This is a genomic window from Leifsonia aquatica H1aii (assembly GCF_000633535.1).
GTDB classification, from domain to species: Bacteria; Actinomycetota; Actinomycetes; order Actinomycetales; family Microbacteriaceae; genus Leifsonia; species Leifsonia aquatica_A.
Map to the genome: position 1 here is coordinate 1 of NZ_AYMR01000014.1, position 17,223 is coordinate 17,223.

15 protein-coding genes are annotated in these 17,223 nt (G+C 70.9%); 5 read left to right on the forward strand and 10 right to left on the reverse strand.

Features of this window, described 5'->3' with window-relative positions:
- Positions 1-205 precede the first annotated feature (205 nt).
- The gene (locus U870_RS0114710; RefSeq protein WP_025158143.1) at positions 206-1,399 is read right to left on the reverse strand and encodes an AAA family ATPase; all 1,194 of its coding nucleotides are present in this window, start codon (positions 1,397-1,399) and stop codon (positions 206-208) included.
- Between the two features lie 128 nt (positions 1,400-1,527).
- Here U870_RS0114710 and U870_RS0114715 point away from each other — a divergent pair, with 128 nt between their 5' ends.
- Positions 1,528-3,687, forward strand: coding sequence for an ATP-dependent Clp protease ATP-binding subunit (locus tag U870_RS0114715; protein ID WP_025158144.1), 2,160 nt, complete (start codon positions 1,528-1,530; stop codon positions 3,685-3,687).
- Between the two features lie 69 nt (positions 3,688-3,756).
- Here U870_RS0114715 and U870_RS0114720 read toward each other — a convergent pair whose 3' ends face one another.
- The 6 genes from U870_RS0114720 to U870_RS0114745 are packed head-to-tail and all read right to left on the reverse strand — an operon-like array spanning position 3,757 to position 6,503.
- On the reverse strand, positions 3,757-4,275 hold the full coding sequence (locus tag U870_RS0114720) for a phage tail protein (protein WP_025158145.1): 519 nt from the start codon (positions 4,273-4,275) through the stop codon (positions 3,757-3,759).
- A 7-nt stretch (positions 4,276-4,282) separates the two neighbouring features.
- Positions 4,283-4,780: a phage tail protein gene (locus U870_RS0114725; RefSeq protein WP_025158146.1), complete on the reverse strand. Its 498-nt coding sequence runs from the start codon at positions 4,778-4,780 to the stop codon at positions 4,283-4,285.
- Positions 4,781-4,793: 13 nt separating this feature from the next.
- Positions 4,794-5,303: a phage tail protein gene (locus U870_RS0114730; RefSeq protein WP_025158147.1), complete on the reverse strand. Its 510-nt coding sequence runs from the start codon at positions 5,301-5,303 to the stop codon at positions 4,794-4,796.
- The gene (locus tag U870_RS0114735) at positions 5,303-5,611 is read right to left on the reverse strand and encodes a DUF6916 family protein (protein WP_025158148.1); all 309 of its coding nucleotides are present in this window, start codon (positions 5,609-5,611) and stop codon (positions 5,303-5,305) included. Before U870_RS0114735 ends, U870_RS0114730 begins: the two co-directional genes overlap by 1 nt.
- Positions 5,608-6,072, reverse strand: coding sequence for a GNAT family N-acetyltransferase (locus U870_RS0114740; protein ID WP_025158149.1), 465 nt, complete (start codon positions 6,070-6,072; stop codon positions 5,608-5,610). Before U870_RS0114740 ends, U870_RS0114735 begins: the two co-directional genes overlap by 4 nt.
- Positions 6,072-6,503: a DUF6916 family protein gene (locus tag U870_RS0114745; protein ID WP_162819163.1), complete on the reverse strand. Its 432-nt coding sequence runs from the start codon at positions 6,501-6,503 to the stop codon at positions 6,072-6,074. The genes U870_RS0114740 and U870_RS0114745 overlap by 1 nt, the downstream gene beginning before the upstream one ends.
- 183 nt (positions 6,504-6,686) lie before the next feature.
- Between U870_RS0114745 and U870_RS0114750 the strand changes: the two genes are divergently transcribed.
- Positions 6,687-10,544: a beta strand repeat-containing protein gene (locus tag U870_RS0114750; protein WP_025158151.1), complete on the forward strand. Its 3,858-nt coding sequence runs from the start codon at positions 6,687-6,689 to the stop codon at positions 10,542-10,544.
- 92 nt (positions 10,545-10,636) lie between these two features.
- On the forward strand, positions 10,637-11,686 hold the full coding sequence (locus U870_RS0114755) for a zinc-dependent alcohol dehydrogenase family protein (protein ID WP_025158152.1): 1,050 nt from the start codon (positions 10,637-10,639) through the stop codon (positions 11,684-11,686).
- An 88-nt stretch (positions 11,687-11,774) separates the two neighbouring features.
- On the opposite strand, the gene U870_RS0114760 is transcribed toward U870_RS0114755, so the two are convergent.
- The 3 genes from U870_RS0114760 to U870_RS0114770 form a co-directional block, all read right to left on the reverse strand.
- The gene (locus tag U870_RS0114760) at positions 11,775-12,365 is read right to left on the reverse strand and encodes a nitroreductase family protein (protein WP_025158153.1); all 591 of its coding nucleotides are present in this window, start codon (positions 12,363-12,365) and stop codon (positions 11,775-11,777) included.
- Positions 12,366-12,472: 107 nt separating this feature from the next.
- On the reverse strand, positions 12,473-12,937 hold the full coding sequence (locus U870_RS22665; protein ID WP_025158154.1) for a hypothetical protein: 465 nt from the start codon (positions 12,935-12,937) through the stop codon (positions 12,473-12,475).
- 83 nt (positions 12,938-13,020) lie between these two features.
- Positions 13,021-13,692 (reverse strand): VOC family protein, encoded by a 672-nt coding sequence (locus tag U870_RS0114770; protein WP_025158155.1) that lies wholly within the window; start codon positions 13,690-13,692, stop codon positions 13,021-13,023.
- Between the two features lie 443 nt (positions 13,693-14,135).
- Between U870_RS0114770 and U870_RS0114775 the strand changes: the two genes are divergently transcribed.
- Both U870_RS0114775 and U870_RS0114780 read left to right on the forward strand, forming a co-directional pair.
- Entirely contained in the window at positions 14,136-15,728 is a 1,593-nt protein-coding gene (locus U870_RS0114775; protein WP_025158156.1) for a glycosyltransferase family 2 protein, read from the forward strand.
- Positions 15,721-17,202: a glycoside hydrolase family 26 protein gene (locus U870_RS0114780; RefSeq protein WP_025158157.1), complete on the forward strand. Its 1,482-nt coding sequence runs from the start codon at positions 15,721-15,723 to the stop codon at positions 17,200-17,202. The genes U870_RS0114775 and U870_RS0114780 overlap by 8 nt, the downstream gene beginning before the upstream one ends.
- Positions 17,203-17,223 lie beyond the last annotated feature (21 nt).

Here is a 17,223-nt window from a genome sequence, read left to right on the forward strand (position 1 = left end):
AGCCCGCGCCGGATCACGTCCGTTCAGAGGGTCGAAGCCCTCGTCGAGGCTGCTGCCGGACTGCGGGACTGGTACTCGGGTCTGGATCAATTGGTGGTCGAACCATTGCCCCACCGGCCCGCACTCTAGCGCGGCCGTAGCCGAAGGAAGTGGCTTCCTCGCCTGACCCCCGACCAGGTCGCCGGCACACCGGGGCGTCGTGCCGCTACCGCCCCGGCCAGTGCCAGGTCGGACGGTCGAGCAGCCCTTCCTGACCCAGTACGACGGTCTCGCCGAAGCGTTTCTCGAGCTCGACCCGACGCACTCCGTCGCGGTCGGTCGCTGCCCGACCGATCGCGTCGAGCAGCGCCTGCGAGTGGGTCACGACGAGCGTCTGCGCGTTCGCCGAGGCCGCGACGATGAGGGAGCCGAGAGCGGGCAGGAGGTCGGGGTGCAGGCTCGTCTCCGGCTCGTTCACCACGAGGAATTGCGGGGGCCGCGGCGAGAGCAGGGCGGTCGCCCAGAGCAGGTAGCGCAGGGTCCCGTCCGAGAGCTCGGGACCGGCGAGCGGGCGCAGCAGGCCGTGCTGCTTCACGGCGAGCGAGAACTGCGAGCCCTCGATCACCACCTCCACACGGCTGCCCGGGAAGGCGTCCTCGACGGCCGCGTCGAACCGGTCGCCGCCGCCCAGCTCGCGAATGGTCTGCACGGCGGCGGCGACATCGGCGCCGTCGGCTGCGAGCACAGGGGTGCGGGTGCCGAGCTGGGGGAGTCGGGAGGGCGCGGTCGCGTCCGTGCGGAAGTGGTCGTAGAACCGCCACGACCGCAGGTTCTCGCGCATCCGGAGCACCTCGGGTGCGCGCACCGGGTCGACCACCTCGGTGAGCAGGCTCTCGAATGGGCGGAGCGGTCGGCCGAGCTCTGTCCACGCGCCGTCGTCGTCGCGCACCCGGACATGCGCGCCACGGCGTTCGGCGGCGACGCTCGACGGCCGCGGCGCCGTGCCCGTCCAGAGCGTCTCAGCCTTGAGCTCGGGGTCGCGGTCGAATGCGGACTTCGCCACCTGCGGCAGGCCGAGGTCGAGCGTGTATCCGAGCCCGTCGCCGTCGTCGTCGGCGAGCTGCACGCCGAGGCGGAGGGACACTGGACCGCGCCGGACCGTGCCCTGGACGGGCGCGCGCCCCTCCCGCACTGCGCGGCCGATCTGCTCGGGACCTGCCCAGAGCGTCGAGTCGAGCCCGCCCTCCCGCGCCACCGCGACGACCACCTCGTCGCGTCCGCATCCCGCCAGCAGCCGCAGCGACCGGTAGAGCGACGACTTGCCGACCCCGTTCGCGCCGGTGACGACCGTGAGGCGGTCGAGCGGCAGCACGAGATCGCGCAGCGAGCGGTAGCCGGCGACGGCGACGGTGGTGATCACGCGACGATCGTACGATCGACCACCGATGCCGTACCCCGGCCGATTGTTCGCTTCGGACGGAATACCCTCTCGCCAATCAAAGTTGAGCTTAGTAGACTCAACTTTGCCACCACTCGGAAAGGACACGAATGGCGAACATGCAGGGCGCGCCCTCCACCCAGGAGGAGGCCAAGAGCGCGCTCGAACAGTACGGCGTCAACCTCACGGAGATCGCGAAGAGCGGCAAGCTCGACCCGGTCATCGGGCGAGACGCCGAGATCCGTCGCGTCAGCCAGGTGCTGACCCGGCGCACCAAGAACAACCCGGTCCTCATCGGCGAGCCCGGCGTCGGCAAGACGGCCGTGGTCGAGGGCCTCGCCCAGCGCATCGTCGCGGGCGACGTGGCCGACTCGCTCAAGGGCAAGCAGCTGGTCTCGCTCGACCTCTCGGCGCTGGTCGCCGGCGCGATGTACCGCGGCCAGTTCGAAGAGCGGCTGAAGGCCGTGCTCAAGGAGATCAACGACGCCGAGGGCGAGATCATCACCTTCGTCGACGAGCTCCACATCCTCATGGGTGCCGGCGGCGGCGAGGGCTCCGTCGCGGCGTCCAACATGCTGAAGCCGATGCTGGCGCGCGGCGAGCTGCGCCTCATCGGCGCGACCACACTCGACGAGTACCGCGAGTTCATCGAGAAGGACGCCGCGCTCGAGCGCCGGTTCCAGCAGGTCTACGTGGGCGAGCCGAGCGTGGAGGACACGGTCGCGATCCTGCGCGGGCTCAAGGGGCGCTACGAGGCGCACCACGGTGTGACGATCGAGGATTCGGCGCTGGTCGCCGCGGCCTCCCTCTCCAACCGCTACATCACGGCGCGGCAGCTCCCCGACAAGGCGATCGACCTGATCGACGAGGCGGCTTCCCGGCTCAAGATGGAGATCGACTCCGCCCCGATCGAGATCGACACGCTCCAGCGTGTGGTCGAGCGGATGAAGCTGGAGGAGTTCGCGCTCAAGAAGGAGAAGGACGACGCCAGCAAGGAGCGCCTCGCCGCCCTTCAGGAGCGCCTCCGCGTGCAGGAGGACGAGCTCGAGGAGCTGCAGGGCCGGTGGCGTGCCGAGAAGGCCGCGCTCAACCGGGTGGGTGCGCTCCGCTCCCAGCTGGAGGAGGCCAAGACGACCCGCGACGTCGCCCTGCGCGACGGCCGCTACCAGGAGGCCTCCCGCATCGAGTACGAGACGATCCCCAACATCGAGCGGGAGTTGGCGGAGGCCGAGCAGGCCGAGCACGACCACCCGCGGATGGTGAACGAGCAGGTCACGGCCGAAGACATCGCCGGAGTGGTGGCGGCGTGGACGGGCATCCCCGTCGACCGTCTCACCCAGGGTGAGACCGAGAAGCTGCTGCACCTGGAATCGGAGCTCGGCCGGCGCCTCATCGGTCAGAAGAAGGCCGTGCGGGCGGTCGCCGACGCGGTGCGCCGCACGCGCGCCGGCATCTCCGACCCCGACCGGCCGACCGGATCGTTCCTGTTCCTCGGCCCGACCGGTGTCGGCAAGACCGAGCTCGCGAAGGCTCTCGCCGCCTTCCTGTTCGACGACGAGAAGGCGATGATCCGCATCGACATGAGCGAGTACGGGGAGAAGTTCTCCGTGTCTCGTCTGGTCGGGGCGCCTCCCGGATACGTCGGGTACGAGCAGGGCGGCCAGTTGACTGAGGCCGTGCGCCGTCGGCCGTACTCGGTGATCCTGCTCGACGAGGTCGAGAAGGCGCACCCGGAGGTGTTCGACATCCTCCTGCAGGTGCTGGACGACGGTCGGCTCACCGACGGGCAGGGGCGCACGGTCGACTTCCGCAACACCATCCTCATCCTGACGTCCAACCTCGGCAGCCAGTTCCTGGTCGATCCGACGCTGAACGAGATGGAGCGCGAGGAGGCCGTGCTGCAGCAGGTGCGGCAGGCGTTCAAGCCGGAGTTCGTGAACCGTCTCGACGACATCGTGGTGTTCTCGACGCTGGGCAAAGACGAGCTGGGTGAGATCGTCGAGCTCAACATCGACCGTCTGGTCCGGCGGCTCACCGATCGTCGCCTGGAGCTCGCGGTCACCCCGGACGCGCGGGCGTGGCTCGCGGAGCGCGGCTACGACCCGATCTACGGGGCGCGGCCGTTGCGCCGGCTCATGCAGCGCGAGATCGACGACCGGCTCGCGACCGCCCTCCTGGCGGGAGAGATCCGCGACGGCGATCTGGTGCGGGTGGATCTCGCTCCCGAGGGCGACCGGCTCACGGTCGTGGCGGCGCACGACGTGGCGTAACGACGCCGAGAACACAGAAGGGGCGCACGGTCGAAAGCCGTGCGCCCCTTCTGTGTCGTGGCGTCGCCGTCACGATCGCGGCGGGAAGATCCCCTGCATCGCGATGATGTAGTTCAGACCGAGCGACGGCTGCATGTTGTTGTGCGGCTGGCCGCCGCCGCTCACCGCGAAGGCCGCCGGTGCGAGCGGGACCGTCCCCGTCGTCCCGTAGGCGGCCTCGGTCACCCGGCCGATCCGGGGGACGGCGAGGGACGCGCCGTTCGGGTTGCTCGTGGTGCCGGGGGTCGGGGAGACGAGCACCCCGTGCGTGTGCGACGGGATCTGGTTGACCAGCAGAGAGACGGTCGGGATGCCCGCGGACGTGCCGACCGGGTACGCGCCGTTCTGGTCCGTGCCCAGAACCGTCTTGTCCTGCAGGTCGGGCAGTCCGAAGTTCGAGATGCCGTCGCCGCCGTAGTTGGTTCCGAGCAGGGAGAACAGAGCGGTGTTCTGCGAGATCGGGAGGAGCTGACCGCGGCAGAACGCCCAGCCGGTGGGGGCGAAGGTGAATCCGACGAGACGGATCTCGCCGACGAACGCGTCGGACATGCGGGCCTCAGTTCTGTGTCGGGAAGATGCCGGTGAGGGCGATGATGTAGGACAAGACGAGATACGGCGCCATGTTCTCGTGCGGCTGGCCCTGCCCGGTCGAGGAGACGGTGGTGGCGGCGAGGGACGTCGTGGGCGCGGGGGCGAACGCCGCCTTTCCGGGCTGTGCGAGGTAGGACGTGCCGGTCGGCGTCGTGACCGTGGCCGATGTCGCGACCGTGGCCTGGTGCGTGTGGGGCGGCAGCTCGGACAACGAGAGCGTGTGCGCCGTCTCGCCGAGAACGGTGCCGACCGGGTAGCTGTGGCCGATGCCGACGGGCACCCGCCCGCGCAGGTCGGGGAGCGCGAACGTCGTCTGTCCGTTGCCGCCGTAGCTGGTGCCGAGCAGCGCGAACAGCGCCTGGTTCTGGTTGATCGGCAGGAACTGCCCGTTGCAGAACGCCCAGTTCTTGGGGGCGAAGTTGAAGCTGGCGAGGCGGATCTCGCCCATGAAGGGGGTGGACATCGCGGCTCCTGGCTCAGTTCTGGGACGGGAAGACGCCGTAGGGGCTGATGATGAAGCTCACGGCGATGTACGGCTGACGGTTCTCGTGCTCCCGCGATCCACCGGCTGCGCCGAGCTGCTGCGGAGCGAGCGCGACGGTGGGGTCCGCCGACGTGAACGGCGCGTCCGCCCATCCCGCGAGGTAGGCGCCGGACGCGCTCGGGGTCGTCGGAGATGCGGCAGCGGCGGGAGCGTGGGAATGGTTCGGCAGCTGCGGGATGCCCACCGTCACCGACTCCGCCCCTGCCGCCTCGCCGAGCGTGAACTGACGGCCGCCCAGCGTGCCCTGGTGCACGGGGAACCGGGCGCCGAGGTCGGGAAGGCGGAAGGTGCTCATCCCGTCGCCGCCGTAGGTGGTCCCGATGAGCTGGAAGAGCGTCTCGTACTCGGAGACCGCCAGCTCTTGCCCACGGCAGAACATCCAGCCGACGGGCTCGAAGTTGCCGGCGAACATGCGGATCTCTCCGACGTAGGGCTGGGACATCAGCTCTCCTCCTGCGCACGGGGCGCGGCCTGGGCGAAGACGGCGTCGAGTGCGAGTCCGTCGGCGGTGTGCCCGGTCGGCACCAGGAACACCTGCTCGGCGATCGGACGCGCCACGATCTCGTAGGTCTGCTGTTCGGAGGGGAGGTCGGGCCCGCCCTCGAACCGCACCGTGTAGGCCACCCAGCCTTCGGACTCCCGGGCGGGGGAGACCTCCACGATCCGCAGGTCGTACCCGGTGCCGTCCGGAGACGTGGCGCGCACGGGTACGCCGATCGCCGCCGTCCAGTCGGCGTGCGTCGCGCTCATCCGTCGACCTCGGTCGCCATCAGCAGGTAGCCAAACTGCTCCGAGACCACCTGGAAGCCGAACCGCTCGTACAGGCGGCGGGCGCCGGTGTTCAGCCCCCAGACGGTCAGCGTCGCATGCTCGGTCGTGCGGACCAGTTCGCCGAGGATCTCGGAGGCGATGCCGCGACCTCGGTGCGTGCTCAGGACGGCGATGTCGACGAGATGCATCCGGCCGCCGTCGCGGTCGACGGTCACCGAGCCCACCGGTTCGTCCGCGGACGTGATGACGAAGGTCTCCGCCCGAGGGTGGCGTGCGCGGCGGTCGGCGGCGTGCGCGCGGTACTGCATCGCGAGCAGCGGGTCGAGCTGGCTCTCGGGGAGGCCGGTGAACTCGGCTCGCCGGTTGTCCAGGAAGAGGCGCCGCAGGAACGGGTCGTCGGCGGGAGTCGCCGCGCGCAGCCCGGCCGTCAGCAGCGCCATCACGCCGTCCGGTCGACGACGGCCTGCAGCGTCCGCGAGAGTCCCGGGCGGCCGATGGGGGTGACGAAGAGCGCGACGTCCGGGGCGCCGGTGCGGCTCAGGGTGAACGTGCCGTCTGCGGCCGCGAAGCCGTCGGTGGAGAACAGCAGCGCGAACCGGTTCTCGTCGCCGGGGGCTGCCTCGGAGAGGTCCTCGACGGCGGTCAGCACGAGGCGGAGCGTCCGGTCGCCGTCGGTGGCGGTGAAGGCACGACCGACGGCGGGCGTGAACAGGGAACGGACCGGTTCGGCGAGGCCCGCAGCCCCGCTCGTCGCAACCGAGGTCGCGGTGACGGACCCGGCGGCCGAGCGCGCGAACGCGGGGGCAGCGGGGACGAGCGCTGCGAGGCCGATGCCGCCCAGGGCGGTGGCCATCACAGTGCGGCGCGACACCTCGGGCACGGTTGTCCTCTCTGGATGCTGGGCGCCGGACGGGAGGCGCGCAGCCTGGATGCGAGCTTAGGGCATCCCCGTTCCGCCGCTCTGGCCCTTAGAGAGGGGACAACGCGCGGTATGGGCTGCCCACTAGCATCGAGAAAGCCTGATTCCCGAGCCCGGCGAGGAGCCCGTCACACGATGCATCGCCCGTCCGCTCGCCGCCTTCCCCTCATCGCCTCCGCGACCGTCGCCGCGGTGATCGCCGCCCTGCTCGGCGTCGGCATCGCCGCTCCCGCCCAGGCCGCGGAGCGCACGTTCGTCGTCGCGAGCAGCGCCGACGCCGACGTCAACGCCGCGTGCACCACCCCGAGCGTGACCGACCCCGGCAACCCGGTCACCCTCCGTGCGGCGCTCTGCGTGGCCTCGAACCTCGGCGGCTCGACCGCCGTCACCGTCCCGGACGGCACCTACGACCTGTCGGGCGGCGCACTGGCGGTGGGAACTCGGCCGGGCACGAACGTCATGATCTCGGGCGAGTCGACGGACGGCACGGTCCTCGTCGGCTCCGGCACGGACCAGGTGATGACCCTCGACCCGCAGCAGGTGGGCGGAGTCGCGGTCTCCCTCGACCACGTCACCATCCGCGGCGGCGTCGACAACGTCTACGGCGGCGGGGCGATCATCGGCGGCTCGGGCAACGCGGTCATCGCGGACTCGCTGGCCGTCACGAGCGTGGCCTTCAGCGGGAACCGCGCGAACACCGACGCGGCCACGGCCTCCACCGCCAACCCGGGAGGCGCGGTCCAGTTCATCGGCGGCTCGCTCGACGTGCGGTCGACGACCTTCGACGGCAACTCGTCGGGCATCGCCTCGGGCGGCGCCCTCTACTACCAGGCCACCGGTGCGACCTCCGGCGAGAAGCTGAACATCCAAGGCAGCACCTTCTCGAACAACACCGCCACGGCCTCCGGTTCCACCGGTGGCGCGGCCGTCGCCGTGAGCGACCCCCACGGTGGAGCGAGCATGTCGATCGCCTCCAGCCGGTTCACCGGCAACGCGTCGACCGGCACGGGCGTGTTCACGGGCGCCGGCCTCTGGCTCGACAACGGCGCCCTCGCGGTGACCGGGTCGACGTTCACCGACAACCGCATCGCCTCGGGCACCGGGTCGGCGATCGCCGTCTCGGGCGGTACGCTCACCGGCCACTACAACCGCATCACCGGCAACACCGGGCCCGCGGTGAAGCAGCTCAGTGGCGCCGTCGACCTCACCCGCAGCTGGTGGGGATGCCCGGGCGGCCCGGGCGCCGCCGGATGCGACACGGTGAGCGGCACGGTGTCCTCCGCGCCCTACCTGACCCTGGGAGTCACGGCCTCCCCGGCGGCCATCGTCCCGCCGCAGAGCACAGCGGTGGTGACCGCGAGCCTGCTCTCCGACTCGCAGGGCGGCGCGGTGGCCCCGGCCGACCTCGGCGCCTTCCAGGACACGGCGATCGGCTTCTCGCACGCCGGCACCGCGGGCGGCATCAGTCCGTCGAGCACGACGCTCTCCGGCGGCGTCGCGATGGCCACCCTCACGCTGCTGCAGCCAGGCACGGCGACCGCCTCCGCGACACTCGATGGCAGCACCGTCTCCACCACCGTCGCCCGGTACGCCCCGCCCGTGTTCACGACCGGCGCCACCGCGACCGGAGTCGTCGGCGCCTCCGGCAGCTTCACGGTCGTGACGACGGGATACCCGGTTCCCGCGCTCTCGCTCCTCGGCTCCCTCCCGACCGGCGTCTCGTTCGCGGACAACCACGACGGCACCGCCACGATCTCCGGCTCCCCGTCGGGTGCGGCCCAGGATTACCCCGTCACCGTGCGTGCCACGAACGCCGGCGACACTGTGGACCAGGCCCTGACGTACGTGCTCAACCAGTCCTCGGCGATCACGAGCCCGAACACCGCGACCTTCGTCGCGGGCACGCCGGGATCGTTCACCGTGACGACCACCGGACGCCCGACGCCCGACCCGATCACCCTCAGCGGCCAACTCCCCTCCGGCGTGAGTTTTACCGACAACCACGACGGCACCGCGACGCTCGCGGGAACCCCCGCTGCGAAGACCGGCGGCGTCCGCACCTTCTCGCTGAGCGCGGGCAACGGCATCGGCACACCCGCCGTGCAGACCCTGACGCTCACGGTCGATGAGGCGCCGATCCTCACGAGCAGCGCGGTCGCCACCGCGACGGTCGGCCAGCCCTTCTCCTTCACCGTGACCACCGACCGCGGCTACCCCGTCCCCGCCGTATCGGTGACGGGTGGCCTCCCGGCGGGTCTCGGCTTCGTCGACAACGGCGACGGCACCGGCACGATCTCCGGCACCCCGACCGGCACGGGCGGAGTGACGACCCTGGGCGTCGCCGCGAGCAACGGCGTCGCCCCGGCGGCTTCGGGCAGCCTCGCCCTGACCGTGCGGGAGGCTCCGGCCGTCACGACGGCGCCCGCCGGCCAGAAGGTCGTCGTCGGCGCCCCGGTGGTCTTCACCGCGGCCGCCTCGGGCTTCCCCGCGCCGAGCGCGCAGTGGTGGGTCTCGATCGACGGTGGCGTGTCGTGGGCGCTGATCACGGGCGCGACCTCCCCCACCTACTCGTTCACGGCGGCGGCGGGCGACGACGGCAACCGGTACCGCGTCACGTTCGAGAACACGGCGGGGACGGCCTCGGCCGACGCACGGCTCAGCGTCGGCACGAGCCCCGCGTTCACCAGCGCGGCGGGAACCACGTTCCTGCTCGACGGCGCGGAGCACCGCTTCCCCGTGACCACCAGCGGCTTCCCCGGCGCCACGATCACCGGGTCCGGCCTGCCGGGCTGGGTCACGCTCACCGACAACGGTGACGGGACCGGCACCCTCGCGGGCACCGCTCCGGTCGGGTCCGCCGGCGTCCACTCGTTCGCGCTCACGGCCGCCAACACGTACCAGCCGGATGCGACGCAGACGTTCGCCCTGACGGTCGCCGAGGCTCCCGCCATCACGAGCGCGGCGTCGGCCGGATTCACGGCGGGTGCGGCCGGGTCATTCACGGTGACCACGGCGGGTGGCTACCCGACGGCGGTCGGACTGACCGCGAACGGTTCCCTCCCGCCGGGGATGAGCTTCGTCGACGCCGGCAACGGCACCGGTGTGCTGAGCGGGACGCCGCGGGCCGGCTCCGGCGGCGTGTACACGCTGCAGGTGGCGGCGTCCAACGGCGTCGCCCCGGCCACGAACCAGACCCTGGAGATCACCGTCGCAGAGGCCGCGGCCTTCACCGGATCGGCGACGCTCGACATCACGCGCGGCGTCACGGTGGACGCCCCCATCGCGACCGGGCACGCCTACCCCGCGGTCTCGGCGCTCACCCTGTCCGGAACGCTGCCGGCCGGCCTGACGTTCACCGCCGGCCCGGACGGGACGGCCCGCATCACCGGGACCACGACGGACGCCGCGGCGACCTCCACCGTGACCCTCACCGCGGTCGCCCCGGGCAGCCCGGATGTCACCCGCGTGCTCACGATCGACGTCGCAGACGCTCCCATCATCGCCCTCCCGCTGACCCCGCCGCCCGGGGACGGGCCGCTCGCCGGCGTGCCCTCCGGCGTCCAGCCCGGGCAGACCATCACCCTGGTGGCGGACGGCTTCGCCCCGGACTCGCCGGTGACCTTCGGCCTCTACTCGGTGCCGGTCACGCTCGGCGTGGTGAACGCCGATGCACAGGGCACCGCCCGCCTCGCCATCGTGATCCCGGCGGGCTATGAAGGCGCGCACACCCTCGTCGCGCTGGGGACCGCACCGGACGGCAGCGAGCGCGTGCTGCGCACCGGCATCGTCCTCCCGACCGCGAGCGGCGGCGGCACGGGCGGCACGGGCGGCACGGGTGGCGCCTCCGCCGGAGGAGCAGGCTCGACCTCCGGAAGCGGCGGCTCCGGCCTCGCCGACACCGGCCTCGATGCCACTCCGCTGGCTCTGATCGCGCTGGCCCTCCTGGGGCTGGGATCGGCTCTGCTCGTCCGGCGGCGCGTCCGGCGGGTCTGACCCGCCCGGCCGCCCACGTGGGACCCGGTCGCGCGCGTCCCGGCCGAACCGGGGCGACGGTGCGCGCCGCGCGCCGGGCGTAGGCTCGGACCATGCGCGCTACAGTCCTGCACGGGGAGCGAGACATCCGTCTCGAAGAGGTCCCCGATCCCGTCCTCTCCACCGGCGGCGACGCCATCGTCCGGGTCGTCGCGGCCTGCGTCTGCGGCTCCGACCTCTGGGGCTACCGCGGCATCACCCCGACCCCGAAGCCTCGCCGCATCGGCCACGAGTTCGTCGGCGTCGTGGAGGCCGTCGGACCCGATGTGCGCACGATCGCCCCGGGCGACTTCGTCATCGCGCCGTTCTACGACTGCGACATGACCTGCGTCAACTGCCGCAACGGCGTGAGCACCTCGTGCCTGCACGGCGGCTGGTGGGGCGCGAACGACCGCTTGGGCGGATTCGCCGACGGCGGTCAGGGGGAGTACGTCCGTGTGCCGCACGCCGAGGGGTCGCTCGTCGCGACGCCGGAGTACCCCCGGGACGACCTCATCCCGAGCCTCCTGACGCTCGCCGACGTGATGGGCACCGGCCACCACGCCGCCGTGTCCGCCGGCGTCACCGAGGGCAGCACGGTGGTCGTCGTGGGCGACGGCGCCGTCGGCCTGTGCGCCGTCCTCGCGTCCGCACGGCTGGGTGCCTCGCGCATCGTCGCCATGTCGCGGCACGAGCCGCGCCAGGCACTCGCGCGCGAGTTCGGCGCGACCGACATCATCGCCGAGCGCGGCGACGCCGGAGTGGTGGCCGTGAAGGCGCTGTTCGACGGCATCGGCGCGGACTGCGTGCTGGAGGCCGTCGGCATGAAGGAGTCCATGGACCAGGCCATCCGCTCCGTCCGCCCGGGCGGAACGGTCGGCTACGTGGGCGCGCCGAACGGCGGCCCCGAGCTGCCGGTCCGCCCGCTCTTCAACGACAACATCGGCGTCAACGGCGGCGTCGCGCCGGTGCGCAACTACGTCGAAGAGCTGCTGCAGGACGTCTGGTCGGGGGCCATTCAGCCCGGCAAGGTCTTCGACCTCGAGTTGCCCCTGAGCGATATCGCCGAGGCCTACGCCGCCATGGACGAGCGCCGCGCGATCAAGACCCTCGTGCGCCCCTAGCCCCTCCCGCGAGCCGTCTGCCGACGTGCACGAAAAGGCCCTCATTCACACGGAATGAGGGCCTTTTAGTGAACGTCGGCGGGGTGCGTCAGGCGCGGACGATGACGACCTCGTCGAGCGGGCGGCGGACACGCGGGGCGAGCTCGCGCTCGCGCAGCGGCTCGGGCAGCGCGTCGGCGTCGCCGACCGTGCCCAGGGCGGTCACCGAGACGGGGACGAAGCGCTCTTCGAGACCGAACGCCCCACGCAGGCCGTCGGCGACGAAGCCACCCATCTGGTGGGTGTGCAGGCCGTCGTGGTGGGCCTGGATGCTGAGGTGCGCGACCGCCTGGCCCACATCGTAGGTGGCCCAGCGGCGCTCGGTGCCCTCCGCGTCGGCGACTTCGGCCACGGCCACGATGAGGACGCTCGCGGCGCCGGCCCAGGTCTGGTTGAAGCCCATCAGGTTGGCGACGATGCTGTCGAACTCGGCCGTGCCGCGGCGGGCGACGATGAAGCGCCAGGGCTGGGAGTTGTTGGCCGACGGGGACCAGCGCGCGGCCTCGAGGGCGGCGGTCAGCTTGGTCTCGTCGATGACGGCGACGGTGTCGAACGCGCGCGGGCTCCAGCGCTCGGCGAGAGCGGGGAGCAGGGGTGCGGCGGTCTCGGCGCTGCGGGGCGCGACGTCGGTGAGCGACATGGGTGGTTCTCCTCGAAGTGTGGATCGGTGGCCTCGAGGCTCCATTGCCCGGCTATATCGATGTAAACACATGGACGCTGCGAGTATTCCGCGAGCGTGTCGATCCGTTACTTCGAGGTGCGCGTGGTGGGTGTGGGGGTCGGCGTCATCGTCGGCACCAGGTCGCGGTACTGGGTGAGTCCGCCGTCGAGCACGGGGACCTCCAGCGTCAGCGTCTCAGCCCCGTTCTCGAACGTGACATCGGTCAGGCCGCCCGGCTTCGCGTCGAGCCCGTCGAACTCGATGGTCTGCCCGTCCGGCACGCCGAGCTGCACGACCCCCGAGGGCGCCAACGCCACGGCGTCGCTGCCGGAGGTGGTGTGGATGCTCACATCGAGCGGCGACGTCCCCTGGTTGACGAGGCTCGCGACGAGGCCGGCCGGGCCGGTCCCGTCGGCGGCGGTGAGGACGACGGCGTTGCCCACGTAGAGGTCGCCGACGGTGCCGCTCACGCCGTCGCTGGTCTCCTCGATGTGGAGGGTGTCCTGCGGCGCGAACAGGTCGCAGCCCGTGAGCAGGAGAAGCAGAGCCACCGAGAGTCCTGCGGCCGCTCCCGCACGACCGCGGACGCGCGCCGTCGTCCGTGCCGGTGTCCGTGTCGATGTCGTCGTCGATGTCACAGGTCCTCCTCCTCGGAGTCGTCGCGCCACGCCGCGATGTCCGCCACGTTGCCCTCGGGGTCGGCGAGCGACCACCACAGCGGATCCCGGCTGTCGCCGGTGAGGCGGCCTCCGGCGGCCACGACCGCATCGACGCGGGCCGCAGCCGCGGCCCGCGGGACGGAGATGTCGAGGTGGATCCGGTTGCGGTGGGTCATGGGGTGGTCGAGCGGCTGGAAGGCGATGGCGGGCCCCCGGCCCAGCGGGTCCACCAGGTCGGCTTCGCCGCGTCTGTCGTAGGCGAGGGCCGCCTGCCAGAACGGCAGCACAGTGGGGATGTCGAGCGCGTGGATGCTGATCTGCACGGCCTGCGCGCCCTGCGGCGCGGCCTCGATTCCGAGCCGCTGCGCCGCCGTGGAGATCCGCGCCGCAAGCGCCTGGTCCCGTCGGCTGATGTCTCCGACGTCATGGCTGACGAGCCGCACGACGAGGGTGCCGTAGCGCAGATCGACGTCGGGATGATGGCCGGCCTCCTCGGCCAGGCGGGCGATCTCGGCGAGCAGCGCGGCCCCGCATTCGAAGCTCCCGGTGGCGTAGCGGGCGACCGCGCCGTCGAACAGCACGGACCACTCCGCGACGCCCTCGGCGTCGTGGAAGACCTGCGGTGAGATGCGGTCGTCCGGGCTCACGGGCCACAGCCTAGACCCGTGCGGGAGCGGTGCAGAAGAGCCCGTCGGCGACGCGAACCTGTTAACACCCGATGACATCCACGTAACAATTCGTAACATTCTCAGGCTTCGGCATCGAGGCATTGTCGGGGTACAGCAATGGGGGTAAGGGGTACAGCTGGCGACAGTGCCGCCGCGGTCAGCCGATTGCGGCGATTTCCGCCCTTAATCAGCACTTCAGCGCGCGGCGCGCCCGGGATGGGATGTCGCGACACGCCCGGGAGGAAGTGTCCGCGTGTCGGCGGACAGCGGGTCGAACGGGGTGCATCCGACGCGCCGACCCGACCTGTCCACCCCTACTTGCGGGCCATCCCTGAGACCCCGTACAACTTGAGCCACCCGAACAGACCAGATCCCCGCCGTCGTGGATGCCCAAACCCCATCTCACCGTGAGAGGTCCGCTCGTGTTCATCTTCCTGCTGCAGATCCGGCACATGCTCGGCGGCCATCCGGAGCTGTATCTCTTCGCCGTCTACTCCGCCCTCATCTGGATCATCTGGATCGTCAAGGTCCTGATGTCCCGCCGATACCGGCCGTACACCGACGACTTCCACGGCACCACCAGCGTCGTCGTCCCGGTGGTCGACGAACCCCTCGACCTCTTCCGGGACGTGCTCGGGCGCATGGTCGAGCAGCGTCCGGGCGAGATCATCGTCGTCATCAACGGCGCCCCCAACCCCGAGCTGGCCGAGGTGTGCGAGGAGTTCGCCCCGCTCGTCCGCTGGGTGCACACGCCGATCCCCGGCAAGCGCAACGCCGTCATGATCGGCACCCGGATGTCGACCGGCGAGATCACCGTGCTCGTCGACTCCGACACCGTGTGGACCGAGAACACGCTCAGCGAGCTGGTCAAGCCCTTCGCCGACCAGCGCGTGGGCGGGGTCACCACGAAGCAGCGCATCCTCGAGCCGGAGCGCAGCTGGATCACCCGCTGGGCGGACTGGCTGGAGAACTCGCGGGCGCTCTACTCGATGCCCGCCCAGAGCGTCGTCGGGCAGATCGGCTGCCTCCCCGGCCGCACCATCGCGTTCCGCCGCTCGATCCTGATGCGCGTCATGGACAAGTTCATGAACGAAAAGTTCCTGGGCGTCTTCCTCGAGGTCTCGGACGACCGCACCCTCACGAACCTCACGCTCAAAGAGGGCTACCGCACCGTCTACCAGCACACCAGCCTCTGCTACACGGACGCACCGCTGAAGGTGAAGAAGCTCTTCAAGCAGCAGCTCCGCTGGGCGCGCGGCAGCCAGTACAACACGCTCCGGATGCTGCCCTGGATGCTCGGGCACGCCCCGCTGCTGGCGTTCTTCTTCGTGATGGACATCATCCTGCCGTTCGTGCTCGCGGGCGTGCTCGGCGGTTGGGTCTACCGGTCGATCACCGGGCAGGGCTACAACTTCTACGAGGGCTTCCTCAAGGAGTACGGCGTGCAGACCGGCATCCTGACCGTTGTCGCGCTGATGGTCGCCTCCTCGGTGATCAGCATGTCGATCCGTCAGATCCGGCATCTCTCCGAGAAGCCGTCCGACTTCTTCCGCCTGCCGATCTTCATCATCGTCTCCACGTTCTTCCTCATGCCCATCCGCCTGATCGGGTTCTTCCGCATGGCTCACGCCAGCGGCTGGGGGACACGCGCCGGTGCGTACGCCGGCGGCCCCGCCGAGATGACGACGGACGACGAGATCGCCGCCCTCGGCAGCGCGCCGGCACCCGCCGGGGATCTGCCGGACGCGGTCGGCGGCGTCACCACCGCGACCGCGCTGCAGGCCGCGACCCGGCCGTCCACCGGCAGCCTCACCGCCGTGGCGACACGGGAGGCCGCCCCTCCCGTGACCGCGCCGGCCGCTGCGCCGACGGCGACCCGCGCGTCGGCCAAAGCCGCGAAGGCGGCGGCGTCGACCGCCACGACCTCGAAGCGGCGCCGGCTCAACCCGCTCGCCGCCATCCCGTACCTGATCGGAATCGCGATCCTGACCCTGGAGGCTCTGTTCCTTGTCTAGCCCCTCGATCTCGACCAAGGCCGCCAACTGGTGGTCCCAGTCCCGCTCGCGGTCCCAGGCGACCGCCGGTGCGGCCATCCTCCTCACGGCCACCCTCGTCGGCATCTCGGCCTTCGTCTGGGCGTCCCCGTCCGGGGCACCGCTCCGGCAGGCGGTCGCGGACGCGACGGAGGCCATCACCCCGTACGCCGCCCAGAATGTCGAGCTTCGCCGCAACCTGCAGCGCGCGACCCAGACCATCGCCTCCCAGAAGGGCAAGATGACCGCGATGGAGAGTGAAGCGCTCGCCGCCCAGGCGTCGACGGCCAAGCAGCTCGCCGCCGCCCAGCAGCAGGCGACCGCTGCGCAGAGCCAGCTCGCCAGCGTCAAAGCGCAGCTCGCCGCCGCCAACGCCAAGGCGGGCGCGGGATCCAAGAGCTCCGCCGGCGGCTCGACCGGCTCGAACCCGGGATCGGGCAGCCCGGGTTCCGGCGGCGGGACGCCGATCACCGCTCCGGCCCGCGCCGACCTGGTCGCGCCGACCAGTCGCTACTACGGCATGTACACCGAGCAGGCGCCGTTCAACTGGGCCACGTTCGACGCGACCAGCGCCAAAGTGGGGGTCGCGCCCAACCTGGTCGGTTACTTCAGCGGCTGGGACGAGACCTTCCGCGCCAACGCCGTCACCCGGGCCTGGGCCCAGGGCCGCATGCCGATGATGACCTGGGAGTCCCGGCCCATCAGCGACGCGAACAATGTGTTGGAAGCGCCCGCGTACTCGCTTCCGAAGATCATCGGCGGGGACTTCGATGCGTACCTTCACCAGTACGCGAAGGACATCGTGGCCACCGGGTTGCCCCTCGCCATTCGACTCGACCACGAAATGAACGGAATCTGGTACCCGTGGGCGGAGAACGATGGTCAGGGCAAGTCGATCAACGGGAACAATGTGGGCGACTACGTGAAGATGTGGCGGCACGTCCACGACATCTTCCAGCAGGAGGGTGCCAACGATCTCGTGATCTGGGTGTGGTCCCCGAATATCGTCAACAACCTGCCCGCCTCGCACAAGGCGGCCGGATACCTCGAGAGTCTGTATCCGGGCGACGACTACGTCGATTGGGTGGGGCTGTCTGGGTACTTGCGGCCTCCCTACAAGTCCGACAACAATTTCAGCTTCGACTACACCTTCACACCGAGCCTCAACGCGTTGAGGGCGATCACAAGTAGGCCGATCATCCTGGCCGAGATTGGCGCATCCGAAACCGATGGGCACAAGCCGGCGTGGATCACCTCGCTCTTCTCGGCTCTGGGGAAGCCCGAGAACGACGACATCATCGGCCTCTCTTGGTTCAATCTCGCGGTCACGAGTTACGTGGAGGGGGTGCGCGCCACGAACGACTGGCGCGTCGACTCCCGCGCCGACACGCTCTCCGCGTTCATCGCCGGCCTCACCAGACCGGAAGACCGCTTCACCCTCACCCCGGCACCCTGACCTGCTCCGTCAACGGAAGGA

What these genes read in the sequence shown, in the direction of transcription:
- U870_RS0114750 (WP_025158151.1), top strand. Translation starts at nt 6,687, where the DNA reads ATGCATCGCCCGTCCGCTCGCCGCCTTCCCCTCATCGCCTCCGCGACC.
- U870_RS0114725 (WP_025158146.1), bottom strand. Translation starts at nt 4,780, where the DNA reads ATGTCCACCCCCTTCATGGGCGAGATCCGCCTCGCCAGCTTCAACTTC.
- U870_RS0114760 (WP_025158153.1), bottom strand. Translation starts at nt 12,365, where the DNA reads ATGTCGCTCACCGACGTCGCGCCCCGCAGCGCCGAGACCGCCGCACCC.
- U870_RS0114730 (WP_025158147.1), bottom strand. Translation starts at nt 5,303, where the DNA reads ATGTCCCAGCCCTACGTCGGAGAGATCCGCATGTTCGCCGGCAACTTC.
- U870_RS0114755 (WP_025158152.1), top strand. Translation starts at nt 10,637, where the DNA reads ATGCGCGCTACAGTCCTGCACGGGGAGCGAGACATCCGTCTCGAAGAG.
- U870_RS0114735 (WP_025158148.1), bottom strand. Translation starts at nt 5,611, where the DNA reads ATGAGCGCGACGCACGCCGACTGGACGGCGGCGATCGGCGTACCCGTG.
- U870_RS0114740 (WP_025158149.1), bottom strand. Translation starts at nt 6,072, where the DNA reads ATGGCGCTGCTGACGGCCGGGCTGCGCGCGGCGACTCCCGCCGACGAC.
- U870_RS0114715 (WP_025158144.1), top strand. Translation starts at nt 1,528, where the DNA reads ATGGCGAACATGCAGGGCGCGCCCTCCACCCAGGAGGAGGCCAAGAGC.
- U870_RS0114720 (WP_025158145.1), bottom strand. Translation starts at nt 4,275, where the DNA reads ATGTCCGACGCGTTCGTCGGCGAGATCCGTCTCGTCGGATTCACCTTC.